Raw genomic sequence first — 24424 nt, 5'->3', positions numbered from 1 at the left:
GATCTTTCAGGGTCGTGTTTTTATTTTTATGATCATTTAAACTTAAACAAATTTAAAGAAAGCACTTAAATGACGCCACATCATCTTATTTTCCTTCCCGGCGCATCAGGCAGTACAGAATTTTGGCTGCCATTAATTGAAAATCTGCCTAAAAATATCACCACGCAAATTATTGCTTATCCTACTTTTGGTCATGAACCTGCTGATCCTGATATTCATAATTTTGAGCAATTACAGCACTATGTACTCAATAAAATTGACCGCCCTTGTATCTTGGTTGCTCAATCCATGGGCGGAATTTTTGCAGTTGCAGCGGCGTTGCAAAAACCTGAATTAATACAGGGTGTGGTGCTCATCGCGACGTCAGGAGGCATAGATTTGAGTCAATTTAAAGCCGTGGATTGGCGACAAAGTTATGCTAACGAGTTTTTAAATTATCCAGACTGGTTTATAACGACGAAAATGAATTATGAACCTCAACTTGCTCAGATTCAGCAGAAAATTTTATTAATCTGGGGTGATCAGGATTTTATTAGCCCTGTCGCTGTAGGAAAATATTTACTATGTTTATTGAATCAGGCTGAACTTAAAGTGATTCACGGTGGAGAACATGATTTGGCGAATCGTTATGCAGTTGAAGTTTCACAATATATTCAGCAATATTTAGACAGCTTAAATTAAATCTTTATTGAGACGAGGGCATTCAATGTATAGCAATGAGCAACTCCTCGGCATGTGGCTAAAAGAACGTATTATTCAAAACCAATCTGAGCATACCATTACGGCTTATCAGCGTGATTTAGGCGATTTCTTTAGCTTCTGTGAGCGACAAAAACTGTCCCTGACCGAAATAGAGGCATCTGACTTACGTGAGTATCTGGCATACAAAGTAGAGCAATCAAATTTAAGTAGTAGTAGTATTCAACGACATTTGTCTGCCATACGTCAATTTATGAAATGGGCGCAGCAAGGTCACTATCTTGAGATGAATCCGACAGAAGATTTTAAGCTTAAACGTAAAGCACGTCCTTTGCCCGGCATGATTGATATTGAAACAGTAAATCAAATTCTGGATCAGACCGCACCAGAAAAACCAGTAGATCAGCAACTTTGGTTGAGAGATAAAGCCATGTTGGAGTTGCTTTATTCTAGTGGATTGCGTTTAGCCGAACTGCAAAGTCTGAAAATGAATGACATTGATTTTAGCCGACAACTTTTGCGAGTGACAGGTAAGGGCAATAAAACTCGAGTGATCCCTTTTGGAAGCAAAGCAAAGCAAAGCTTAATTGAGTGGTTGAAAATCTATCGGATTTGGAAAGGCAATTTTTCTTCGGAAAGCGCCGTCTTTGTTTCACAAAGAGGTGATGCACTGACACCGCGTCAAATTGAGTCGAGAGTAAAAATACAGGCACAAAGGGCAGGCGTGAGTGTGGATTTACATCCACATTTATTACGACATTGTTTTGCCAGTCATATGCTATCAGCGAGTGGTGATTTACGTTCAGTACAAGAAATGCTGGGACATAGTAATTTAAGTACGACCCAAATTTATACTCATCTCGATTTCGATCGTTTGGCGCAAAGTTATGATCAGGCGCATCCTCGTGCGCAAAAAAAATAGTTGCATGATTTAGCTGGCGTGATTAACTGATGCAGAATTGTGCATTTTTTTTCTTAAATTGATTCGAGAATTTATCGCTGAACAATTGACTTGCATTTTTGATCTGTAGAGTCAGTATTTGTCTCTGTTGTACATTTGTTCCGAGTAATCGTCATTTTTTAGGCAACTATCAGGCATTCTGATGAGTAAAATCAAAATAAAACATATTTTAAATCAAAGGCTAACAAAAACTAAAAAATAGTGTAATTTCAGTGTGTCACACTCTAAGTGAGAAAGACTGAACTGATCATTTCTCGATTTTTTAGCTTTTTTCGCCATGTTGACGTAATTGTGACTTGACCGAAATGCCCAACACATTGCAAGATAAAGCACCTAAAAAAATTGAAATGAAGCGTTAATATAACTCTTCTCAACATTTACTTGCTGAAACAGCCGAGGATTACATGAAGGCTCTTGTTGCTGTAAAACGTGTGGTTGATGCCAACGTTAAAGTTCGCGTTAAGCCGGACAATAGTGGGGTTGACCTTACTAACGTTAAAATGTCAATTAACCCATTCTGTGAAATCGCAGTGGAAGAAGCGGTTCGCTTAAAAGAAAAAGGAACAGTATCTGAAATTGTTGTTGTTTCTATTGGTCCTAAAGAAGCGCAAGAACAAATTCGTTCTGCAATGGCTCTAGGTGCAGACCGTGGTATTTTGGTTGAAACTGCTGATGAAGTAGGTGCTTTAGAAGTTGCCAAGATTCTTAAAGGCATTGTAGAGCAAGAAAAACCAGAACTTATCCTTCTAGGTAAACAAGCGATTGATGACGACTCAAACCAAGTCGGTCAAATGCTCGGTGCTCTATTGGGTGCAGGTCAGGGTACATTTGCGTCTGAAGTGAAAGTAGATGGCGGTAAAGTACAGGTTACACGTGAAATTGACGGTGGTTTACAGACTGTTGAACTTACACTTCCTGCGATTATCACCACTGACTTACGTTTGAATGAGCCACGTTATGCGGCACTTCCAAACATTATGAAAGCGCGTAAAAAGCCACTTGATACTAAATCGCCTGCGGATTATGGCGTGGCGACAGGGACTAAACTTAAAACTGTTAAAGTTGAGCCACCTGCGGAGCGTAAAGCTGGCGTACAAGTGAAATCTGTAGATGAGCTTGTTGAAAAATTGAAAAATGAAGCGAAAGTCATCTAATACAGAAGGATAAAATCATGAGTATTTTAGTTATCGCTGATCATAACAACCAAGCATTAAATGGTGCGACTTTAAACGTTGTTGCGGCAGCACAAAAAATCGGTGGTGATATTACTGTATTAGTTGCTGGTTCTGGCGCTCAAGCAGTTGCAGATGCAGCAGCTAAAGTTGCTGGTGTCAGCAAAGTATTACTTGCTGACAATGCACTTTATGCCAACCAATTGGCTGAAAATGTTGCTAAATTAGTGGCTGATGTTACCAAAGATGGCGGCTACAAATATGTATTAGCTGCATCGACTACTACAGGTAAAAACGTTTTGCCACGCGCTGCTGCGTTGCTTGATGTGAGCATGATTACTGACATTATTGCGGTTGAATCTGCGAACACCTTCAAGCGTCCAATTTATGCAGGTAACGCAATTGCGACTGTTCAGTCTGACGAAGCGATCATTGTCGGTACTGTTCGTGGTACAGCATTTGATCCTGTTGCTGCTGAAGGTGGTTCTGCTGCGGTTGAAACTGTAGGTGAAGCGGCTGATGCTGGCGTTTCTTCTTTTGTAAATGAAGAAATCGTAAAACTTGACCGTCCTGAATTAACTGCTGCACGTATCGTCGTTTCTGGTGGTCGTGGTGTTGGTTCTGGTGAAAACTACCATAAAGTCCTAGATCCATTAGCTGACAAACTTGGTGCTGCACAAGGTGCATCACGTGCTGCGGTTGATGCTGGTTTCGTTCCAAACGATTTCCAAGTCGGTCAAACAGGTAAAATCGTTGCGCCTGATCTATACGTTGCTGTGGGTATCTCTGGTGCGATTCAGCACTTGGCAGGTATGAAAGACTCTAAAGTGATTGTTGCGATCAACAAAGACGAAGAAGCTCCAATCAACAGCGTTGCTGACTACTGGTTAGTGGGTGATTTGAACACTGTTGTACCTGAGTTAGTGTCTAAGCTTTAATTCTGTATTGAATTAATCTTAACTGATGCCTTTGGGTGTAAATAGCAATGTCTGTTACATTGTTATTATGCTCAAGGGCATTTTTATTGAAAAACAACAAGAAAAAGATCATGGCAATAGACTTATCCAAGTCAATTCACGCTAAAGCAACGTATTGCATATAAACTTCAATATTTAAAATCTGCTTATATAAATTTCAGTTTGGAACTGTCTGTTTTTTCAACATAAAATAAGCCAAATATAACGCGATACAGTACTTTAAACCGTCACATTCTCAGCATCATTTATGCTATAATTTTTAGCTATGTTTTTTACTTTTAGTTCAGCTTTTTGAGCTAAGTTTAGCGAGATTAATACATAAATTGTGGTGAGCTTTCGAGGCTTGCCATATAGAAAGGAGTATGCATGAGCGTATCGGAAATCCGACCGATTGCCATTGAAGATGAGCTCAAAAACTCATATCTCGATTATGCAATGAGTGTCATTGTTTCACGTGCATTACCTGATGTGAGAGACGGCCTGAAACCCGTGCATCGTCGTGTGCTTTATGCGATGCATGAGCTAGGTAACGATTATAATAAAGCCTATTTGAAATCTGCGCGTATAGTGGGTGATGTAATCGGTAAATATCACCCGCATGGTGATACTGCTGTTTACGATACCATTGTTCGTATGGCACAGGATTTCAGTTTACGCTATATGCTGGTGAACGGTCAGGGTAACTTTGGTTCAGTCGATGGCGATAGTGCCGCCGCAATGCGTTATACCGAAGTCCGTATGATGAAACTGACCCATGAACTATTGGCCGATCTTGAAAAAGATACCGTCGATTGGGTCGACAACTATGATGGTACCCATCGTATTCCAGATGTACTGCCTACTCGTGTACCCAACTTACTCATTAATGGTTCTGCTGGTATTGCCGTAGGTATGGCAACCAACATGGCACCGCATAATCTGACTGAAGTCATTCATGCCTGTCTTGCGTATGCTGACAATCCAAATATTTCAATTGAAGGATTGATGGAGCATATTTCAGGACCTGACTTTCCGACTGGAGGGATCATTTACGGAAAATCTGGCATTGTTGATGCCTACCGTACAGGTAAAGGCCGTTTGCATATTCGTGGTAAATACCATTTTGAAGAAGATGCTAAAACAGGTCGTACCACCATCGTATTTACTGAAATTCCGTATCAGGTCAATAAAGCACGCGTGATTGAACGTATTGCTGAATTGGTCAAAGAGAAAAAACTCGAAGGAATTTCTGAGCTACGTGATGAGTCTGACAAAGATGGTATGCGTATTGCGATTGATTTAAAACGTGGTGAAAACGCGGAAGTCATCGTTAATAACTTATTCTTAAATACTCAACTTGAGAATTCTTTTAGCATCAACATGGTCTGTCTGGATAACGGACAGCCTAAATTGATGAATCTTAAAGATATCATTGCGGCGTTCATTCGTCACCGTCAGGAAGTCGTGACGCGTCGTACCATGTTCGAATTGCGTAAAGCGCGTGAACGTGGTCATATTTTGGAAGGTCTGACCGTTGCCCTTGCCAATATTGATGAAATTATCGAAACCATCAAAACTTCATCCAATCCTGCTGAAGCGCGTGAGCGTCTACAGGCTGGTGAATGGGCAGGGGGTGGTGTTACCGCTTTACTTGAAAAAGCTGGCGCGATTTCGGTACGTCCAGATGAGATTGAAGGTGAAGATCCAAATCGTCCATTTGGTCTATCTGGTGATCTTTATCGTTTGTCACCAGCCCAAGTCGCTGCCATTTTAGAGCTTCGTTTGCATCGCTTAACAGGTCTTGAACAAGACAAGTTACATGCTGAATATACTGAGATTTTAGGTCAAATTGCTGAATTAACTGCCATTTTAAATGACTTTAATTTGCTCATGGGTGTGATTCGTGAAGAATTAGCCCAAATTCTTCAGCAATATGGTGACGCACGCCGTACCGAAATTATTGAATCACGTGTTGATTTTTGCCGTGAAGATTTGATTCCAGAAGAACAAGTGGTGTTGACTGTTTCACAAACAGGTTATGCCAAGACACAGCCATTGTCAGATTATCAGGCACAACGTCGTGGTGGTCGTGGTAAGTCTGCCACGTCAATGAAAGACGATGATATTATTCAACATTTGATTGTAGCATCAAACCATGCAACGGTGTTGTGTTTCACCAATGTTGGTAAGGTTTATCGCTTAAAAGTATTTGAAGTGCCACAAGCATCACGTGGCGCTAAAGGTCGTCCAATGGTGAATTTATTACCATTAGACGCCAACGAAACCATTACGGCGATTTTGCCATTGACCGATTTCCCTGAAAATCATTATGTCTTTATGGCCACTGCGTCGGGTACGGTTAAACGCGTAGAACTTGAGCAATTTTCTAATATTCGTACCAATGGTTTACGCGCCATTGAGTTGAATGAAGAAGATACTTTAATTGGCGTAGCCATTACCGATGGTCAGCAACAAATTATGTTGTTCTCTAATGAGGGTAAAGCCATTCGTTTTGCTGAAACTGATGTTCGTGCCATGGGACGTACCGCCAAAGGCGTGCGTGGTATGCGTGTGATGTTGGCTGCGACCTTAGATACAGAAGATGCGGAAGTTGAAAATGATGATTCAGATGAAAATGATGACTCAGATTCAAATGTGGTCAGTCGCATTGTCTCGCTGGTCGTTGTTCCTGAAACAGGTGAAGTACTTTGTGCGACGGCGAACGGTTATGGCAAGCGTACTCCTGTCGATGATTTCCCAACCAAAAAACGCGGTGGTAAAGGTGTGATCGCCATTAAAACTTCCGAACGTAACGGTGAATTGGTGGGTGCGGTTTCAATTGATGAAACCAAGGAACTGATGTTGATTTCAGATGGCGGGACTCTGGTTCGTACGCGTGCTGCTGAAGTGGCGACGACTGGACGTAATGCACAAGGCGTTCGTTTGATACGTTTAAGTGATGATGAAACCTTAGTGGGCGTCGTATCTATTGAAGCAGTTGAAGTCGAAGATGATGAAACGCTTGATATTATTGAAGGTGATGCTGTAGAAGGTGAAGCTATACAAGCTCAACCTGAAGATGTTGTTTCACATAATGATGATATCACTGAAGAATAATGAACTGAACGCTTCTTAGATGTAAAAAAACCTGAGTTTTCGAACTCAGGTTTTTTTTGACTAAGGCTACGATGCTAAAGAAGTTATTATAAGCGTTGCTGTTTTAAATCTAGCAAAATAGGACAACCGTCCGATTCAGTCGATTGGCATTCATCAATCCAACTGCTTAAACGTTTTTTTAACGCTTGTAATTCCTGAATACGGATATCAATTTTTTCTAATCGATGTGCGATGACATGCCGAACCTGTACTCGGTCATCCAGTTGTAATTGTAACAGTTCTTTAATTTCAGTGAGTTGTAACCCTGCATCTTTGGCTTTTTGTATAAAACTTAAAGTTTCGATATCTCGATGATTATAATAACGATAATGATTAATTGCTTCTGGAGTCCGCATGAGTCCAATGCGTTGATAATAACGGATGGTTTCAACATTTAAATTTGCCTGTTTAGCGAGTTTACCAATTGTCAACATGCACAACACCTCTCATGTGTATCAATAAAAAGCTTGACTCCGTACCTAGGTACAGAGTTTATCTTAACATAATCCTAAAAAATATGAGAACATCACCGTGAACGAGCAAAAGAAAGCTTCATGTTGTTCTAAACCTAGTTTACAACCTCAAGAAATGATGACGACTGATCCTGTCTGTGGCATGACAGTTGCTGATGATAGTCAACACTATGTCGATTTGAATGGAGTTCGCTATTTATTTTGTTCAGCTGTGTGTAAACAAAAATTTGAGCAACATCCAGAACAATATCTACATAAACACGTGGAAACTTCTGCATCTGGTTGTTGTTCAAATAAAACAATTGGAAAAGCAACATCAGAAAAAAGCAGTGTGAATGATGATGGCACTCAACTAACTTCGACAGCATCAGGCTGTGGATGTTCGAGCAAAGAGGAACCTAAAGCTGTTTCGAATTGTTGCGGTCACGATTCAAAACCGCTGGATCAGAAAAATGAACTGATCCAAGCAACAACTATGTCGTCATGTTGTGGAACAAAGTCTGTTGAAACGGTTGCCTCTACGGAAAAGACTCAGCCTCAAGCCAAAAGTTGTTGTGGCGGCGGCCAGCATCAGCATACTGATCATGAAAGTTCGCAAACTGAAATAGACCCAGTGTGTGGGATGAAAGTCAGTAGTAGTAGCCCTTTACATACGGATTATCAAGGCAAGGAATATTATTTCTGTAATCCTTCTTGCCTCGAAAAATTTAAAAAAGATCCTGAAACTTATCTGGTTCCCTTAGATCAACGTGCTATACCCGAAGGGGCCATGGACATTGATTATACCTGTCCGATGGATCCTGAAATTGTACAAAAAGGGCCAGGAACCTGCCCAATTTGTGGAATGGCTTTGGAGCCGATGCAACCGACACTGGATGAAGGACCAAACCCCGAATTAGTGGATTTTAAAAAACGCTTTTGGACAACCTTACCTTTAACGTTGCTGGTGGTGGTTCTGGCGATGGGTTCACATATCCATGCCTTTATTTCACCACATATACAGCCGTGGATTGAGTTAGTTTTAAGTATTCCAGTCGTTTTATGGGCAGGTTATCCTTTTTTACAAAGATGCTGGATATCTTATAAAACCCGTCATTTAAATATGTGGAGTTTGATTGGCGTCGGGATACTGGCTGCTTTTATCTATAGTGTAATTGCGACCATTTTTCCATCCATTATTCCTGTGCAGGCAAAAACAGGACATGGTGTGGCGGTGTATTTTGAAGCCGCTTGTATGATTGTGTCCTTAAGTTTGCTTGGACAAATCATGGAACTTAAAGCTCGCGCACAAACCGCTGATTCCCTGAGAGCCTTGTTACGCTTACAACCACATACAGCCAAACGGGTTGGTGAAAATGGCATTGAAGAAGTGGATATTGGCCTGATTCACAAAGGTGAGATTTTACAAATTTCATCAGGCGAACAGATTCCGCTCGATGGTGTGGTGATCGAAGGTCAAACCTATGTGGATGAATCGATGATGACGGGTGAAGCTGTTCCTGTCAAAAAGCAAAAAGATGATCATGTAATTGGGGGAACAGTGAATCAGCAGGGCAGTGTTCGCATAGAAACGACCGCGGTTGGAACCCAAACGACTTTAGCAAAAATGATTCAGGCAGTGGCAGAAGCACAACGTTCCAAAGCACCCTTGCAACGGATTGCCGATGTCGCGGCAAAGTACTTTGTCATGGCTGTACTTTCCATAAGCCTCATCACTTTTGTGGTTTGGATGCTGTTTGGACATGCGCAGTTTGATCTGGCTCTGATGTGTGCGGTTGCGGTGTTAATTATCGCTTGTCCATGTGCACTCGGTTTGGCGACGCCAATGTCAGTCATGGCGACGACAGGTCGTGCGGCACAAAAAGGCGTGTTATTTAAAGATGCCGAAGCGATTGAGGCCTTAAGCAAAGTGAACGTCTTGATCATTGATAAAACAGGCACCTTAACTGAAGGTAAACCGAGCCTTCAACAGATTAAGGTATTGGATCAAACACAAGACCAAAAAACCGTTGAGCGTTATATCGCTTCGATTGAACAATATTCGACCCATCCGATTGCACAAACCTTGACCAAATTGGTGGGTGCTGAACAATTGCTTAAAGTTGATGATTTTGAAGATGTCACCGGCTTTGGAGTCAAAGGGCAAATTGAAGGGAAAACCTATTATGTGGGCAGTCAAAAGTTAGTTGATCAACTTGGCTTAAACTTGGATCCTGCTGAGAATGCTGAACTTGATCAACGACGTGAACAAGGTGATGTCATCAGTTTTCTCATGAATGAACAAACAGTATTGGCATATATCGTGATTCATGATGCGATTAAAGACAATGCCAAAGTGGTGATTGATCAACTGCATCAGGATGGTATTGAAGTCATTATGGCAACAGGTGATCATGATAAAAATGCGCAAATGGTGGCTCAACAATTAGGCATAGAACATGCTTATGGCAACCTTGATCCTGAACAAAAACTGGAGATTGTAAAACGCTATCAATCACAAGCTAAAGTTGTGGCTATGGCAGGAGATGGTATTAACGATGCGCCTGCATTGGCACAAGCCAATGTTGGAATTGCCATGGGAACGGGGACTGATATTGCCAAACAAACTGCTCAGATTACCTTGGTCAAAGGCGATATACAGGGCGTTGCTCAAGCAGTACACATGGCCAAACAAGGGGTGAAAAATATGAAACAGAATCTTGCATTTTCATTTCTCTATAATGGTTTGGGTGTGCCAGTTGCAGCAGGCATTTTCTATCCACTCACAGGCTGGCTTTTAACACCAATGGTTGCAGCCATTGCCATGTCACTCAGCTCACTGTCAGTGGTATTGAATGCCTTAAGATTACGCAAACTTTAACTGGATATAACAACAGCAGGAGTCAAAATGACTCCTGTTTTATTTTAATTTCAATCATTTATGTTTATTTAAAAAGATTAGATACTGTTGTGCCACAATTTGATCGGCTTCTAAAATAGGCATATGTCCTACATTTTTTAGAATTAAAGGTGGCTGGGCATTTTTGAGTAAATCTTTTAATTCTTGCGCTGCTTCAACATTAATAATTTTATCTTGCTCCCCCCATACAATAAACGTTGGGGTATCAATGGATTTGGCTGCAATTGCAAATGTTTCAGGCGTGTAAATTTTAGACATCTCAACTAACTGGTTCACCATGCGCTGCGTACTTTTAGACTGAGTAATCATAAGTTTTTCTTGCTCAGTCTTTAATTCAACAGGAATAAATGGCGGCGTAGTAGTTGCTAGTTGGAATAACTTGTCAAAATCGCCAGACTTTTTCACCACTAATTCATTGAGTAAAGCTGGATTTTTCAGATAAGCTGTATTCGCTGATTTAAAAACACCCGCGCTATCGACCAATAACAATGTTTTGGTTTCAGTCGGATATTGTGCCGTGTATAACAGCGCAATCACGCCGCCCATACTATGTCCTGCGATATTTACATCTTTTTCAAAATGACCAGCTTCGGCAAAACGTCTTAATTTTTCAGTTAAGTTGGGAATCGAGAGATCAAAGTCGTCGGTAACTTGAGTATCGCCGTGTGCAGGTAAATCAGGAATGATGACATGATAATTTGGCGTTAAATATCGCGCAACGCGATTCCAGTTATCACGACTGCCTGCTAATCCATGAATTAAAATAATGGTCGGTTTTGTGGCTTGACCGCCTTCACTATAGACCCACTCAATTTCACCCACTTTGAGTTTTTTAGTTTGTAAACCTGCCCATGCACGTTCCTGTTGCAGTACGGTTTGAATATTTATGCTTGGAGCAGCAAAGCTATTGGTTGGATAGGTGGTCATGGTTGCAGTTGTCAAGCTTAGGCTTAAAGTAAGGCATAGCTGTGATAAAGTCCGTTTCATTTGAATATGCTCTTGTTTTCATAATAATGATCGTGCGGAACAACCGATTTGAAAGCATTCGCAGCACTTAAAAAATATAAACATTATGGGTCAATACGCTCAATCTTATCTTAAGAATACTTTGAAAAGAATGAAATTAAATGAACTATATGAACGTCAACAGCCTAGAAAAGTTAAAAGTATCTTAATATGCATATAACTAAGCAGACATCTGGAATTGTTTGGCAAAGATATTATTAAAATAAGGACGTCTATTTAATATCTTGAACATCTAATCAGGTTTTATTGAGCATTGACTGCTAAATATTTAGTAAATTTAATATGAGTCGCCATTTCTTTAAACAAACTGTATCTAGCAATATATAACAATACAATAGTTATGAGGTCTATTTGCAGGCTATTTTTGAATGTGGAGTGAAAAATATAAATAGTAATTTATTGATGCAAGTTATTGTTATAATTAAAAAATAAATGCCTCCGAAGATGCCGCTGCATGTCGTTACCCTTGAACCCTTAAGTTCAAGGTGGAAGCGACGCGTACTTGCTGGGTTTCCTGCACGGAGCAGGCATACGCTCTAAATACGCAGAACGCTATCCTAAAAAGATAGTATCGGCTCAGGGGAATCAGACGCGCTGGCGAACATCCCAGAGACAGCTTTAGTATAACTCATCTCAATATTATGGCAATTACTTGAGCCAGTCGTTATGTAAACTTAGTTTTCAAATGGTGAAGCTTTACGCAAAAACTTGGCTAACTTATACGATTTGTTCGACATCGTTTAAGATTGTGTCAAGTAAACGCTCACAGTGTGCATATTCTTGTAGAGATTTGTTCATACTCAATACATCTTGCATCAGTTGCAATGCCACCATAATCACCAGTTTATTATGCTCGACCCGAGGCGCATTGCGACGCATTTCATTAAACTTGTCATTGAGCATTTGGCCTGCACGTTCAAGTTCTTCTTTTTCAGATGCCGTTGTTGCCAAACGGAAAGTTTGTTCAATCAAGCGCAACTCAACCATTACCTGCTCGCTCATGATTGTGCCTCCTCATCATGTTCAGCACTATTTTCAACACTTGGGTCGGCCAATTGCTGAATTTCTTGCGCATGTTGATCCTGTTCCGTTCCTAAAGTCGCCAGACGTTGAATAATCGCTTCGACTTTGGATTTAGCCAGTTCATTTTTTTGCAGTAAACGTTCGCGTTCTTGCTGGGTATTTTGTAGATCTTGCTGGGTTTTATGCTGTTGTAACTGAAGTTTTTCTTTGGTGACACGTAAATCATTACGTTCTGCCAGAATCTCCTGAAAACGATTTTTTAGATCAGTACAACTTTTTTCCAGACGGCTATAACGGTCAGCCAGCGCTGATGCATCAGTATTCAATTGTTGAAATTGATTTTGCAGTTGCGACAGTTGCTCAGTCAGACTGTCAACTTCTTCCTGTTTGGAGGTAATGATCCCATTTTTTTGCACAATTTGAGCATGATGTTGCTCATCATCCTGTTGTTTTTTTTGGGTCAGTGACTCATTTTCACTTTCAAGGTGATGTAAACGCGTTTTTAAAACGCCAATATGCGCCTGTAGACGCTGTAATTGTTCTAACATAACGTAGTCGCACAGAATTGCAATCAAAGGTAATATATACGAAGTATAGAGATTGGATAAGCGAATGCAAGACGATATTTCAGGTTGGAATGAATGGTTCACAAATTTTAACGGAATTGAGGAGATTTCAAGCCCAAGTGAGCTGCATGGCTTACTGACAGGCATTGTTTGTGTGACTGAAGCCCCGAGTCGTGACGAATGGGTACAAATTTTAACCACACTGAATGTACCTCATTTAACAGATGAAGCACTTGCGCTACTGAGTGATGAAGCAGAAGATGTAGCACATGCTTTATCGGAAGACGAACTGGATTATTTACCGATGCTTCCAGATGATCAACATTCTTTACAAGAGCGCGTTCAAGCGTTGGCAGACTGGAGTGCAGGCGTAGTGCTTGGTTTTGGTTTGGCGTCAGGTCATATTCGTAGCGATGAAATGGAACTGATTGAACATTTACAGGATGTGGCAGCAGTTGAATTTGAAGATTCAGATGATGACGAAGAAGGCGAAAACAGCTACGAAGAACTGTATGAATTTGTACGTTTGATTCCTGTCAGCCTTTCAATGGGTCGGAAAAAGATTGCTGTAGAAGAAAGTTCATTGTTAAAAAATTTTCATGCCAAGAGCCAAAATGACCCTGCACGAAAAGATAACCAAAGCGTAGTTGAAATGTTTACCCCACATCGTCCAAGCTAATTGGGCGATGTTGTTGTTTAAATTTTATTTTACCACTTGATAATTAAAGACTTATAGCCTCATGAAATTGACTCAAGCAGATTTTGAACTTCGTCGAGACCGCCTCGCTCAACACATGGGGCCAAACAGTATTGCCATTATTGAAACCAGTCCTGTTGCGTACCGTAACCGTGATGCAGACTATAAGTTTCGTACCGATAGCAGTTTTTTTTATCTCACAGGTTTTGCTGAACCTGAAGCGGTAGCAGTGATTGAAACTTTCGATACGGTGGAAGATTACACCTATAGTTTGTTTTGTCGTGAACGTAACCGCGAAATGGAAATCTGGAATGGTTATCGAGCGGGCATTGATGGTGCAATTGAAGACTTTGAGGCAGACGAAGCTTATGCGATTGATTTGCTCGATGAAGAAATTGCGGAAAAATTACTGAATAAAGAGCGTCTTTATTATCGCATTGGACATCGTGCTGAATTTGATGCACGGGTGAGTCAGTGGATTAAACAAGCCGATGCTCAGCAGCGTCGCGGTAATGGCGCACCTTCACAAATTTTACAGCTTGATCGTATTGTCGATGAAATGCGTTTGATTAAATCCAAGCAGGAAATCGAACTGATGCAAATTGCATCGGATATTAGTGCCGCTGCACATACGCGTGCCATGCAAAAAGTTCGTCCTGAAATGATGGAATATGCGCTTGAAGCTGAATTGAATTATATTTTTGGTCAGCATGGTTGTGTGCCATCCTACAACAGTATTGTCGGTGGTGGAGCCAATGCTTGTATTTTGCATTATGTCGAAAATGACAAAGCACTCATAGATGGTGACTTGGTTCTGATAGATGCTGCCTGTGAATATCAATGCTACGCATCCGACATTACTCGTACTTTCCCAGTCAATGGTAAGTTTAGTCCTGAACAAAAAGCACTTTATAACGTCGTATTAGCAGCACAATATGCCGCGATTGATGCGGTGCGTGTGGGAAATTCCTATCGTGAGCCGCATGAAGTGGCGGTGCGTATTCTCACTCAGGGCTTACTGGATTTGGGCTTGCTCAAAGGTAATCTGGATGAGTTAATTGAAAGCGAAGCTTTCCGTCAGTTTTATATGCATGGTACAGGACACTGGTTAGGCATGGATGTGCATGATGTCGGTAACTATAAAAAAGAAAACGAATGGCGACCCTATGAAGAAGGCATGGTGGTCACTGTTGAACCAGGACTCTATATTGCACCTGACGATGAAACTGTAGATGAAAAGTGGCGGGGCATTGGCATTCGCATTGAAGATGATGTGGTTGCCACTGCGCAAGGGCCTCTGGTTTTAACAGGTGCTGTCGTCAAAGAAACTGACGACATTGAGCAACTGATGGCGCAAGTCAAAATATAACGATAAACGTATTGAGGAGTTTTACCGTGCAAAAAGTCATTATTGTCGGTGGGGGAATGGTCGGTTTAAGTCTAGCACTCATGCTGGCCAAACAAAATATTGCTGTTCAATTGCTAGAAGCGATTCGATACCCGAATTATCAAGATGATCAGCTTGCACCGTATCACTCCAGTTTTGATGCCAGAAATACGGCCTTGTCACGTCGTAGTGTCATGATTTATCAACAGCTTGGTTTGTGGGATGCTTTGCAACAACATGCGACCCCTATTCTTCAAGTGCACATCACGGAAGAAGGTAGTTTTGGTAAGGCACGTTTAGTGGCAGAACAGGAAAAAGTCGAAAGCTTTGGTCAAGTTATTGAAAATGCATGGTTAGGTCGGGTGTTATTAACGCAAGTACGCCAGCAACCGTTGATTGAACTCATTGATGGCGTAGAAGTCACTGCTCTGGAACAAACTCAAGAGCAGGTGACCATTCAGGCAAAACGCGATCAAGAAACATTGACCTTAACATCAAAATTACTCATTGCAGCGGATGGTCGTGATTCTTTCTGTCGTCAAGCGATTGGCGTTGGCGTCGATGTGCATGACTATGATCAAGTGGCGATTGTGACCGCGGTGCAGACATCCAAACCGCATCAGCATGTAGGATTTGAGCGTTTTAGTGCACTTGGGCCATTAGCGCTATTGCCTTTACCGGGAGAATACCGCCGTTCTGTGGTGTGGCCTGTCAAAAAAGGTACAGAAGCAGAGTGGCTAGGTGAGGAAAATGATCAGCATTTTCTGGATGCGTTGCAGCAGACTTATGGCGATCGTGCTGGAAAATTTGAAAAAACCGGCAAACGATTTAGTTATCCATTGTCGCAAGTTTTGGCACATAAGCAGGCGGTTGGTCGTGTGGTATTGATGGGTAATGCTGCACATACCATTCATCCTGTTGCAGGCCAAGGTTTTAATCTATGTCTGCGTGATGCAGACGTGTTAGTGCGTTTTCTGACCCAGCATTTAACCCAATCGGATGATATTGGCAGCCCTGAAAATTTATTAGCGTATGAACACTCTCGCTTAAAAGATCAGCAGCGTGTGATTAAATTCTGTGATTCTGTGGTGCGTGGTTTTAGCAATCAAAATCCAGTGCTGAAATTATTGCGAAACACTGGATTGGTCGCGTTTGACGTCATTCCGGGAATTAAACCTCTCGTTGCCAACTATGCCATGGGATTAAAAGCATGAGTGATATTCTGGATGTGGTGATTGTCGGTGGTGGTTTAGTCGGTGGTCTGACTGCTTTATTACTTGCCAAAGGCGGTGTGCAGGCCACAGTATTGGATGCTGCGCCTGTACTTGATCCTGAACAGGTTAAAAATATTTTAAATCCGCGTGTTTTGGCACTGAGTCAGGCGACGATTCATTTGTTGAAAATGGTTGAGGTTTGGGAGGATTTACCTCGGCAGATGCCTTATACTGGCATGCATGTCTGGAATAAAAATGGTTATGGCGAAATTGAGTTTGGTCAGGAATCGACCACTTTTCCTAGACCAGATCAAGCTTTAGGTTCAATGGTTGAGCCAAGCTTACTTAATCTGGTGATTCAACAAAAAATGCTACAGCAGATTAAGGACTACCGCACCCAAGTCAAAGTCGCTCGCGTTGAACAGCAGGTGCAAGGCTGGACTGTTGAATTAGCAGATGGTCAGATTTTAAAAACCAAATTACTGATTGGTGCTGACGGTGCAAATTCGTTTGTGCGTGATCAGGCGTATATTGGTTTAGATATCTTGGATTATCGTCAGGCAGCGATCAGTTGTGCCATTAAAACCACTCGACCACACTTGTATGTGGCACGACAAATCTTTTTGCCTACAGGACCTTTGGCTTATCTGCCAATGGCAAGTCTGGATGAGCAAGAAAATGGTTATTGGCAATCGATCGTCTGGACATTGCCTGATGATTATGCCGAAGAATATTCAAATCTGACCGATGCTGAATTTATGCAGCTTTTAACTCAAGAAAGCCAGCATATGCTCGGTCAGGTGATTGATGTCCGATCTCGCGCACAGTTTCCACTCAAAGCCCGTTCCGCACAGCACTATGTCAAAGCGGGTCTGGCATTGATTGGGGATGCTGCGCATGTGATTCACCCTTTGGCAGGACAAGGTGTGAACATTGGCTGTCTGGATGCCGCAGTATTGTGCGACGTATTGCTGCATGATCTAAAGCGTGGTGTATGGGCGCATGAGCAAACTTTGCGCCGTTATGAGCATGAACGTAAGGGACAAAATGCAGCGATGATGCATAGCATGTCTGCAATCGGCTGGCTTGAGAGTAGTGAATTAAGACCTTTAATTTTTGCTCGGAATTTTGGTTTACATCAGGTGAATCAATTGAAAATTTTGAAAGATGCATTTATGCAACAAGCCAATGGTTTACAAAGTTTAAAGAAAACCCAGTATGCGATTTAGTCAGCACTAGATATTTTTTAAACAATCATTTATAAATTATTACCAATATGGTTAAAAAAAATACGAATTTGAAGCAAAAGCCTCTTTGCGAATGCCCAAGAGATTGCTACATTTCTTCGTAATTTATGATGAGTTTCATAAAACATTTGCTGATCATTATGGGGAGCAAAAAATGACAGATATGAATGATTATGATGAATCCGAAGATTCAGCCGTAGATGAAGATGAAGCCAAAGCTGCTGAACATGGCGCAAGCGACAGCGAAGAGGAGGGTGGTAATCTAAGTGATACTGACCTTGCTGAGGCAGAAACCTTAACCGTAACTGCCAAGCAAAAACAACGTCAGGCCTTGGAAGATGAAATTGCGGCATTTCTTGCTCAAGGTGGAAAAATTACCGAAGTGCCAGCTGACGAAGAAGCCAGACATTAATACAAAGCATCACTTCGGTGATGCTTTTTTTATGACTCAAGTTTGATCTTGAGTGAGCTCTAATGCGCGTTGATACGCGACTTTCTTTTTTATGCCTGTTAAGTCTGCTGCCAATTGAGAGGCTGCTTTCACTGATAAATCCTGTAATAAACGATTTAGTAACTGATCCAGCTTTTCCTGATCAAGATCTTTTTGCTCAGGATTTCCCCCCACAACCAACACAATTTCACCTTTTTGTTGATGATGATCTTGTTCAATGAATGCCACTAAATCTTTTAAGGTCATTTTTTTAATGGTCTCAAAAGTCTTGGTAATTTCACGGGCAAAGCCGACAGGACGATCTTCACCAAAAATAGCCATCATATCTTTCACACAATCTAGAATTCGATGTGGGGCTTCATAAAAAATTAGGGTTTGAGTTTCATCTTTCAGCTTTTCAAGCTGGCTCATACGCTGAGATGATTTAGACGATAAAAAACCTTCAAAACTAAAACGGTCACTAGGCAGACCTACGGCACTCAGTGCTGCAATCGCAGCACATGCACCGGGAACGGGCGTGACACGAATACCGTGCTCCTGTGCTGCACGTACCAGTTTAAAGCCGGGATCACTAATGAGTGGTGTACCTGCATCACTAATCAGGGCGACATTTTTGCCTGATTTGAGCATTTCAATCAGTTGTTCAATTTTGTTACTTTCGTTGTGATCATGACATGCAGTAAGCGGTGTTGATATATTATAATGCTTAAATAACTGAGCAGATTGACGAGTATCTTCTGCGGCAACAATAGAAACTGATTTTAGTGTAGCAATTGCTCTAAAAGTCATATCATCCAAGTGCCCAATCGGGGTTGCTACAACAAATAACTGAGCACTCATAAGGTTTACTCCATGTTGAATAATAAAAAAAGATTACTGCTGGCGTGTTTCACTGCTTTTGTCACCCAGACGCAAGCTGAAGTATTGGTCATTCTACCCGAATCAGGTCCTATGGCGCGAGCGACCAGCAGCATTAAGTCGGGTTTTATGAGTGCGTATGCATTGTCAGAAGAAAAAGTACCACTTAAATTTATCAATTCAGATCAACAAAGCATCAAAACCATTTTGGCAAAGAACTTAAATAAAAAGACACAACTGATCGTGGGGCCATTGGCTAAACATGAGGTTGAACAAGTTGTGGCGATGAATCCGAAAATTCGTGTGTTGGCATTAAATGAAGTTGATAGGCAGGCGGCAAATGTCATTCAGTTTAGTCTGGCAAAACAGGATGATGCTTTTGCATTGAAACAGATTTTACTCAAAGACAAAGTGTCGCAGTTATTTGTACTGCGCCAAACTGGTCGAGAGCAGGAAAGCGAATTATTTCTGATGTCGATGATGTCTCAGTTTGGTCAAGCGGTTGAAGTGGTTCAGGAGATGCCTAAAAAGCTTAAAAAGGGGCAGGGATTATTACTCTTGGGAGATGATGCATGGATGAATCAGCTTTCTCATCTGCCTAAAAACAATGTTTATGCCCAAGCCACTACCATTGAAGAAAATCAGCCCATTCCCAAGGGTCTCAAATTTTGTGATGTACCGGCCTTATATGAGCATCAATGGAGTGACGTGGCACATGCTTATTTGCAACAACCCGTCAGTATGCCTTATCAACGTCTGATCGCTTTCGGCGCAGATGCATGGATGTTAACTGAACTTTATTTAAAAACGCCCAAAATTAAAAATTTTACTTTGCAGGGTCGAACAGGTGATCTGGATGTGAATGCACAGCGCGTGACACGCATTCCACATTGCTATCAAAAACAGAAAAATAACATCGTACGACTTGAACAATAAGCAAATTATGACGCTTAATCATCAACATGCGCTTGGTCAATGGGCGGAACAGCAGGCATTACATATTTTGCAGCAACAGGGTTTCCGACTGGTACAGCAGAATTTTCACTCTCGATTTGGAGAGCTGGATTTGATTGTGCAGCGTGGACAGGAGCTTATTTTTGTTGAAGTCAAAGCACGTTCACTTGGTTCTTATGGACAGGCGAGTGAAATGATTCGCCCAAGCCAACAACGTAAAATTATTCGTACTGCTGAATACTTTTTAATCTGCTATCCATCCTATCAGCAGTTTTATTGTCGTTTTGATGTAATTTGTTTTGATTTTCCACAGAAAATTGCAAAAACAGTACAGCAAGATTTTTCCAAACTTCGATATGATCAGCAATGGATTGAAAATGCATTTACTTTGTAATCAGAGTTCATTACTCTTGAGACAAGGTGCACATATGATTTCAAAAGAGTTTTCAGGGAGCTTTGCTGAGTGTTTAAACGTATTGCAATAACGGCACTATGTGTCGCAAGTTTGTCTGGATGTGCCAGCTTTATTTCGGGTGGAACAGGGTCTGCACCAGTCGGAACAGAAAGTGGTGCACGTAGTCTGGGTCAGGTGTTTATTGACTCTTCGATTAAACGCACCGCCAGTATCAATCTTTATAAACTTGATCCACGTTTTAAACAGTCGCGTGTCAACATTGAAAGCTTTCACAGCAATGTTTTGTTGACAGGACAAGTGCCTGATCAGCATTTGCGTCAATTGGCAGAAGACAATGTCAAATCAATGAGTGACGTCAAAACCGTTCATAACTATATTACAATTGGCCCGCAAGCCAGCTATTCAACTATCATGCAAGATTCAGCAGTGACGGCCAATACGCGTGGTCTACTGGTGCGTGCGCCTGTCGTTTCCGATACCAAAGTACTGGTTCATACCGAAGATGGCGTATTGTATGTGATGGGTCGTTTAAACAGTGCTGAAATTAATGACTTAAATGATGTGCTACAAAAAGTAGGCAATGTCACTAAAATCGTGACGCTGATTGATAATATTGAGCAACCTAGTGCCGGAACCACCACCAGCTCCTTGGTTGCCAGTCCACTTGTAGGCAATGCAACAGCTCAGCCTGATGTACAAACTCCTGTTGCCATTGATCCTGATCAGGGTGAACCCGTTAATGCTCAATAATTCAACGGAGATTGTTAAACAACTGCAACAACGGTTGGAACAGGTTAAGCACCGTTACCGTGAGTTTCGGTTGTATGATCTGGGAAGTTATGCATTGAATATGTTGACACCAAAATCGACATATCATGTTCAGAAAAATATCGCTTACGGTTTGAAGTCGAGACAACGACTGGATATTTATCGTAGTAAAAAAGCTGTGGCTGGTCGCCCTTTGATTGTTTTTATTCATGGTGGGGCTTGGCAACATGGCGATAAGAAAGAATATGCTTTCATCGGCGAGAGTTTTGCGCGAGAAGGTTATGATGTTGCAGTCATTAATTATCATCTCGCTCCAGAGTATATTTTCCCAAGATATGTCGATGATCTGGCACAGGCTTTAAATTTTCTGGATCAATATCAAAATAAATTAAAGATATCGACTGAACATTTAATTTTGATGGGGCATTCTGCGGGTGCTTTTAATGTGATGTCGGTGGTTTATCATCCGCACCCAAATATTGTGCATTGTCGTGACAAAATTAAGGCCATTATTGGGATTGCGGGGCCTTATCATTTTGATTATAAAGGTGACCTGTTAGCACAGCATGCATTTAATCAGGAAATCCCTTATGAACAGGTGATGCCTTATTATTTTGTCGATTCTAATCAAATTCGGCATTATCTACTCATGGCTGAAAATGATCGGATTGTGGCAGCATCGAACAGCATCGATTTGGATCGTGTACTCAAACAACATGGCAACCACAGTCATATTGCGATTATTGCAAAGACTGGGCATATCTCGATTGTTGGCACTTTATCGAGCTTATTTAGCCGTTATTTTAAAACCAAACGTACTATTTTAAGTTTTATTCAAGAAAGTCTGGACGTTTGATTCATTCAATAGTTGTTGGTCATATGATGTTCTAGTCTAATCTATCTACATCTACCTACAGCTTTAGATGAGAATGGACTATGTGTTTGTCGCGGGTTGGATAATCTGCATAATCATGCTGTGTGCAATACTGCCCTGAAATGGAATTTCTGGCAGTTGATCAAACTTAAAAAATTGCGCATCGCTAATTTCTTCTTCCTGAAGTTGTATCTCCCCAGATTCATACTCGGCCTGAAAAGCAATCATTAAATTACTCGGAAAAGGCCAAGGCTGACTCGACATATAGCGAATATTTTTGAGTTTTAAACCGACTTCTTCGAGTGTTTCACGTTGTACGGCTTCTTCGAGTGTTTCACCCACTTCGACAAAGCCTGCAATTAAGCCATACATGTTACTTTTGTTGTTGGCATTTTTAGCCAGCAAAACCTCATCTTGACCTTTGGTAATGATGGTAATGATGCAAGGTTGTACACGTGGGTACTGATGATAACCACAAGCAGGGCACACCATGGCATATTCAGTAGCATGAACGTGTGTTTCATGTCCACAGTGACTACAGAATTTATGGTTGCGTCGCCATTCGAGGAGCTGAACTGCACGACTTGCTCTTTGAAACTCATCAACAGACCATAAGCTAATCAGTTGTCGAATCGGAACAAGCTGCAAATGCGCTGGAATTGGCTCATGCTCCATCAAATCCCGCGCAATCACTTGATCACCCGCATGAAATGTTAAATCAGTTGCCAGTACTTCAACTTGAGGCAGTTGATAGTGTTCATCGACTAAAAGTTGATGATGATGAAAAATATAGGCAATTGAAAGTTGTGACATTAGGCTGCCGTCTGTAGTTTTTGACTGTTTTGTAATGCTACATCAAACATCGACTGTAAAACAGGCTGTTTGTTTTGCAAATTATCAATCAGCATGTCCATACTCGCCAATACATTCAAAATTTGACTCACTTGTTCAGTGTTCAGCGTTTGCTGAGTGTCATGATAGGTATTTAAGAATTTTGCAGTTTGTAGTAAAGCAAGTTGCTGCTGTTCACTACCTAAAAATAACGCTGCACCAGCCAATTCTTTCATGTGCGTTACCAGCGATTCGAGTGGTTCTGCATCTGGCTGCTGATGTAGTTGTAATAAGGTTTGAATGACGACTTCCACCAAGGCCTTACTTTCGCTTAAAAGTGCGTCATGTGCATCATCTAGTCGATCTAAAGAGATATTCATGTTGTTGACACGAAGTTGTAAGCGACTGGATAGATAATTACGTTCCAGAATTCCAATCGAATTCATAGCTGCCAGAATGCTTTTCATCAATTGTTGAGCGTAATTGGCATCATTCAACATGGTAGGCTGATTGAGCGTTTCAGCTTGACGATACAACTCCTGATACGCTTCATTTAAATTCAATACTTTAAAGACATGTGCCAAGTTTTTAAGGTTTTGCTGTAATTCCTGCACTTTTTCAGTCGACATATTTTGATAGTTATATTCAATATCATTACGAATCTGAGTCATTGCATCCGTAATTAATTCACTTGCAGTGTGAATGGTATTGTAGTCTGGACCATATAAATGGCGACTTAATACTTCAAGTTGGGTATCTGTCAGTAATTCATCGCCAATGCTGAGTTGGTGACGAATATGTTCTGAGATTTCATCTTCCTGACTGATACATAAACTCAGGATATCTGCTAGGTCTGCGGTATTTGCATGAAATTGGGAAGCTTGTTCAAGATATTGACCGATGTTGGTTTCGAGCTGAATCAATACTTTTAAGCGCGCATTATTTAGAATCATACGCTCAATGCGACTACATGCGACATTGACCAATTGCCAGTATTGCTGACTCGGCTGTTGCTTGGAAAAAGAAGCAAGGTAAGCGCCAATTAATTTAATCGCCTGAAAGTCCAGTGCTGTTGCGCGATGTTGCAACAGCTTGTTTAAACATAGTTTATACAGTTGGTGCACATAGCGACTTTTTTCAAGTTCGGGGACTTGAGGTAAATCAAAATTAGGCTGAAAACAATCCAGTAACGGCAGAATTTGATCACCTTCACGTGTTTGTGGCTTCCCTAATGCAATTTCCAGACGATTTAAGGTATCAATCAGAAATTGAGGGACTTTTACTTCACGCAAGCAGATAAATTCAATATAACGTTTCAACATGGCAGTGCCTTCGCTCAACGCCTCCACATCATCCATGTGGATGTGTTGAGGATCTGCCATAATTTTACGCATGAGCAAAGCAGAGTAGTGCGTAATGAGGGACAGTCGTGGCATATCAATCAGGGCCAAGATGCTGGCACACTGTTCAAACTGATTCAGCGCATCATCAATCCCAAAAGGCAGCGCGTGTTCTTCAGCAAGTGTGGTGACTGCATTTTCAACATGTTTGATCGAGTTATCAATTTCATTTTTTATTATGAGTAAAGCTGTTGGATCGAAGTGAATAGAGCTTTGATAAGACATGTAAGCTGCACCTTTCCTTTAATATTTGTGCTAGATAACCAGATTAAGTGTAAACCAAAGACCTGATTGGATTTGCACATGCATCCCCATTAATACGCTGCATGTCTAATTTCACAAATCATCAAAAACAGGTAGGTTCAAGCTTTCTCTTGCTCAATTGAGCAGGTTAAAT

At 41.2% G+C, this 24424-nt stretch carries 22 protein-coding genes and 1 other RNA gene; 15 read left to right on the top strand and 8 right to left on the bottom strand.

The features are described from left to right. The first annotated feature begins 69 nt into the window (after positions 1-69). The 5 genes from E0D95_RS06310 to gyrA all read left to right on the top strand — a co-directional run bounded on the left by E0D95_RS06310 (position 70) and on the right by gyrA (position 6905). Positions 70-681: an alpha/beta fold hydrolase gene (locus tag E0D95_RS06310; protein WP_130803092.1), complete on the top strand. Its 612-nt coding sequence runs from the start codon at positions 70-72 to the stop codon at positions 679-681. A 52-nt stretch (positions 682-733) separates the two neighbouring features. Continuing rightward, entirely contained in the window at positions 734-1621 is an 888-nt protein-coding gene (gene xerA / locus E0D95_RS06305) for a site-specific tyrosine recombinase/integron integrase (RefSeq protein ID WP_165443257.1), read from the top strand. Between the two features lie 443 nt (positions 1622-2064). Continuing rightward, positions 2065-2814 (top strand): electron transfer flavoprotein subunit beta/FixA family protein, encoded by a 750-nt coding sequence (locus E0D95_RS06300; protein WP_130803090.1) that lies wholly within the window; start codon positions 2065-2067, stop codon positions 2812-2814. Positions 2815-2831: 17 nt separating this feature from the next. Continuing rightward, positions 2832-3770 carry an FAD-binding protein gene (locus tag E0D95_RS06295; RefSeq protein WP_130803089.1) on the top strand — a complete coding sequence of 313 codons (939 nt, stop codon included), beginning with the start codon at positions 2832-2834 and terminating at the stop codon, positions 3768-3770. 405 nt (positions 3771-4175) lie between these two features. Further along, the gene (gyrA, locus tag E0D95_RS06290; protein ID WP_130803088.1) at positions 4176-6905 is read left to right on the top strand and encodes a DNA gyrase subunit A; all 2730 of its coding nucleotides are present in this window, start codon (positions 4176-4178) and stop codon (positions 6903-6905) included. A gap of 86 nt (positions 6906-6991) precedes the next feature. On the opposite strand, the gene E0D95_RS06285 is transcribed toward gyrA, so the two are convergent. Continuing rightward, entirely contained in the window at positions 6992-7378 is a 387-nt protein-coding gene (locus tag E0D95_RS06285; RefSeq protein WP_130803087.1) for a MerR family transcriptional regulator, read from the bottom strand. A gap of 154 nt (positions 7379-7532) precedes the next feature. Here E0D95_RS06285 and E0D95_RS06280 point away from each other — a divergent pair, with 154 nt between their 5' ends. Further along, positions 7533-10277, top strand: a complete 2745-nt coding sequence (locus E0D95_RS06280) for a heavy metal translocating P-type ATPase (RefSeq protein ID WP_431830756.1) — start codon at positions 7533-7535, stop codon at positions 10275-10277. Positions 10278-10331: 54 nt separating this feature from the next. Here the strand turns inward: E0D95_RS06280 and E0D95_RS06275 are convergent, their stop codons facing one another. The 4 genes from E0D95_RS06275 to E0D95_RS06260 all read right to left on the bottom strand — a co-directional run bounded on the left by E0D95_RS06275 (position 10332) and on the right by E0D95_RS06260 (position 12913). Continuing rightward, entirely contained in the window at positions 10332-11303 is a 972-nt protein-coding gene (locus tag E0D95_RS06275) for an alpha/beta fold hydrolase (RefSeq protein WP_130803085.1), read from the bottom strand. Positions 11304-11773: 470 nt separating this feature from the next. Further along, positions 11774-11958: non-coding RNA, 6S RNA (gene ssrS, locus E0D95_RS06270), on the bottom strand. 101 nt (positions 11959-12059) lie between these two features. Then, positions 12060-12344, bottom strand: a complete 285-nt coding sequence (locus E0D95_RS06265) for a cell division protein ZapA (protein ID WP_120370243.1) — start codon at positions 12342-12344, stop codon at positions 12060-12062. Continuing rightward, a complete protein-coding gene (locus E0D95_RS06260) occupies positions 12341-12913 on the bottom strand; it encodes a hypothetical protein (protein WP_130803084.1) in 573 nt (190 codons plus the stop codon). The genes E0D95_RS06265 and E0D95_RS06260 overlap by 4 nt, the downstream gene beginning before the upstream one ends. Before the next feature lie 64 nt (positions 12914-12977). Between E0D95_RS06260 and E0D95_RS06255 the strand changes: the two genes are divergently transcribed. From E0D95_RS06255 to E0D95_RS06235, 5 genes are all read left to right on the top strand, one after another. Further along, positions 12978-13610, top strand: a complete 633-nt coding sequence (locus E0D95_RS06255) for a UPF0149 family protein (protein ID WP_130803083.1) — start codon at positions 12978-12980, stop codon at positions 13608-13610. 61 nt (positions 13611-13671) lie between these two features. Then, positions 13672-14997 carry a Xaa-Pro aminopeptidase gene (gene pepP / locus E0D95_RS06250; RefSeq protein WP_130803082.1) on the top strand — a complete coding sequence of 442 codons (1326 nt, stop codon included), beginning with the start codon at positions 13672-13674 and terminating at the stop codon, positions 14995-14997. Positions 14998-15023: 26 nt separating this feature from the next. After that, on the top strand, positions 15024-16229 hold the full coding sequence (gene ubiH / locus E0D95_RS06245) for a 2-octaprenyl-6-methoxyphenyl hydroxylase (protein ID WP_130803081.1): 1206 nt from the start codon (positions 15024-15026) through the stop codon (positions 16227-16229). Next, on the top strand, positions 16226-17458 hold the full coding sequence (locus E0D95_RS06240) for an FAD-dependent monooxygenase (protein ID WP_130803080.1): 1233 nt from the start codon (positions 16226-16228) through the stop codon (positions 17456-17458). The genes ubiH and E0D95_RS06240 overlap by 4 nt, the downstream gene beginning before the upstream one ends. A gap of 172 nt (positions 17459-17630) precedes the next feature. Beyond that, complete coding sequence (locus E0D95_RS06235; protein ID WP_130803079.1) at positions 17631-17888, top strand: hypothetical protein; 258 nt, start codon at positions 17631-17633, stop codon at positions 17886-17888. Between the two features lie 36 nt (positions 17889-17924). On the opposite strand, the gene rsmI is transcribed toward E0D95_RS06235, so the two are convergent. Beyond that, the gene (gene rsmI / locus E0D95_RS06230; RefSeq protein ID WP_130803078.1) at positions 17925-18767 is read right to left on the bottom strand and encodes a 16S rRNA (cytidine(1402)-2'-O)-methyltransferase; all 843 of its coding nucleotides are present in this window, start codon (positions 18765-18767) and stop codon (positions 17925-17927) included. A 12-nt stretch (positions 18768-18779) separates the two neighbouring features. On the opposite strand from rsmI, the gene E0D95_RS06225 reads away from it, so the two are divergent. The 4 genes from E0D95_RS06225 (at position 18780) to E0D95_RS06210 (ending at position 21778) form a co-directional block, all read left to right on the top strand. Further along, on the top strand, positions 18780-19721 hold the full coding sequence (locus tag E0D95_RS06225; protein ID WP_130803077.1) for a penicillin-binding protein activator: 942 nt from the start codon (positions 18780-18782) through the stop codon (positions 19719-19721). A gap of 7 nt (positions 19722-19728) precedes the next feature. Further along, the gene (locus E0D95_RS06220; RefSeq protein ID WP_130803076.1) at positions 19729-20133 is read left to right on the top strand and encodes a YraN family protein; all 405 of its coding nucleotides are present in this window, start codon (positions 19729-19731) and stop codon (positions 20131-20133) included. Between the two features lie 69 nt (positions 20134-20202). After that, positions 20203-20904, top strand: coding sequence for a BON domain-containing protein (locus E0D95_RS06215; protein ID WP_130803075.1), 702 nt, complete (start codon positions 20203-20205; stop codon positions 20902-20904). Next, positions 20894-21778 carry an alpha/beta hydrolase gene (locus tag E0D95_RS06210; RefSeq protein WP_130803074.1) on the top strand — a complete coding sequence of 295 codons (885 nt, stop codon included), beginning with the start codon at positions 20894-20896 and terminating at the stop codon, positions 21776-21778. The genes E0D95_RS06215 and E0D95_RS06210 overlap by 11 nt, the downstream gene beginning before the upstream one ends. A gap of 78 nt (positions 21779-21856) precedes the next feature. On the opposite strand, the gene nudC is transcribed toward E0D95_RS06210, so the two are convergent. Both nudC and E0D95_RS06200 read right to left on the bottom strand, forming a co-directional pair. After that, positions 21857-22609, bottom strand: coding sequence for an NAD(+) diphosphatase (gene nudC, locus E0D95_RS06205; RefSeq protein ID WP_130803073.1), 753 nt, complete (start codon positions 22607-22609; stop codon positions 21857-21859). Then, on the bottom strand, positions 22609-24252 hold the full coding sequence (locus E0D95_RS06200) for a BAR domain-containing protein (RefSeq protein ID WP_130803072.1): 1644 nt from the start codon (positions 24250-24252) through the stop codon (positions 22609-22611). The genes nudC and E0D95_RS06200 overlap by 1 nt, the downstream gene beginning before the upstream one ends. Positions 24253-24424 lie beyond the last annotated feature (172 nt).

Origin of the sequence: Acinetobacter ihumii (assembly GCF_900625095.1) — a bacterium.
Lineage (GTDB): Bacteria > Pseudomonadota > Gammaproteobacteria > Pseudomonadales > Moraxellaceae > Acinetobacter > Acinetobacter ihumii.
The sequence above is the reverse complement of the archived record's forward strand: the minus strand, read 5'-3'. Positions and strand labels throughout refer to the sequence as shown.

What these genes read in the sequence shown, in the direction of transcription:
- nudC (WP_130803073.1), bottom strand. Translation starts at nt 22,609, where the DNA reads ATGTCACAACTTTCAATTGCCTATATTTTTCATCATCATCAACTTTTA.
- pepP (WP_130803082.1), top strand. Translation starts at nt 13,672, where the DNA reads ATGAAATTGACTCAAGCAGATTTTGAACTTCGTCGAGACCGCCTCGCT.
- E0D95_RS06220 (WP_130803076.1), top strand. Translation starts at nt 19,729, where the DNA reads ATGACGCTTAATCATCAACATGCGCTTGGTCAATGGGCGGAACAGCAG.
- E0D95_RS06200 (WP_130803072.1), bottom strand. Translation starts at nt 24,252, where the DNA reads ATGTCTTATCAAAGCTCTATTCACTTCGATCCAACAGCTTTACTCATA.
- E0D95_RS06300 (WP_130803090.1), top strand. Translation starts at nt 2,065, where the DNA reads ATGAAGGCTCTTGTTGCTGTAAAACGTGTGGTTGATGCCAACGTTAAA.
- E0D95_RS06295 (WP_130803089.1), top strand. Translation starts at nt 2,832, where the DNA reads ATGAGTATTTTAGTTATCGCTGATCATAACAACCAAGCATTAAATGGT.
- gyrA (WP_130803088.1), top strand. Translation starts at nt 4,176, where the DNA reads ATGAGCGTATCGGAAATCCGACCGATTGCCATTGAAGATGAGCTCAAA.
- E0D95_RS06225 (WP_130803077.1), top strand. Translation starts at nt 18,780, where the DNA reads ATGTTGAATAATAAAAAAAGATTACTGCTGGCGTGTTTCACTGCTTTT.
- E0D95_RS06255 (WP_130803083.1), top strand. Translation starts at nt 12,978, where the DNA reads ATGCAAGACGATATTTCAGGTTGGAATGAATGGTTCACAAATTTTAAC.
- E0D95_RS06210 (WP_130803074.1), top strand. Translation starts at nt 20,894, where the DNA reads ATGCTCAATAATTCAACGGAGATTGTTAAACAACTGCAACAACGGTTG.
- xerA (WP_165443257.1), top strand. Translation starts at nt 734, where the DNA reads ATGTGGCTAAAAGAACGTATTATTCAAAACCAATCTGAGCATACCATT.
- E0D95_RS06265 (WP_120370243.1), bottom strand. Translation starts at nt 12,344, where the DNA reads ATGAGCGAGCAGGTAATGGTTGAGTTGCGCTTGATTGAACAAACTTTC.
- rsmI (WP_130803078.1), bottom strand. Translation starts at nt 18,767, where the DNA reads ATGAGTGCTCAGTTATTTGTTGTAGCAACCCCGATTGGGCACTTGGAT.
- E0D95_RS06280 (WP_431830756.1), top strand. Translation starts at nt 7,533, where the DNA reads ATGATGACGACTGATCCTGTCTGTGGCATGACAGTTGCTGATGATAGT.
- E0D95_RS06275 (WP_130803085.1), bottom strand. Translation starts at nt 11,303, where the DNA reads ATGAAACGGACTTTATCACAGCTATGCCTTACTTTAAGCCTAAGCTTG.
- E0D95_RS06310 (WP_130803092.1), top strand. Translation starts at nt 70, where the DNA reads ATGACGCCACATCATCTTATTTTCCTTCCCGGCGCATCAGGCAGTACA.
- E0D95_RS06235 (WP_130803079.1), top strand. Translation starts at nt 17,631, where the DNA reads ATGACAGATATGAATGATTATGATGAATCCGAAGATTCAGCCGTAGAT.
- E0D95_RS06240 (WP_130803080.1), top strand. Translation starts at nt 16,226, where the DNA reads ATGAGTGATATTCTGGATGTGGTGATTGTCGGTGGTGGTTTAGTCGGT.
- E0D95_RS06285 (WP_130803087.1), bottom strand. Translation starts at nt 7,378, where the DNA reads ATGTTGACAATTGGTAAACTCGCTAAACAGGCAAATTTAAATGTTGAA.
- E0D95_RS06260 (WP_130803084.1), bottom strand. Translation starts at nt 12,913, where the DNA reads ATGTTAGAACAATTACAGCGTCTACAGGCGCATATTGGCGTTTTAAAA.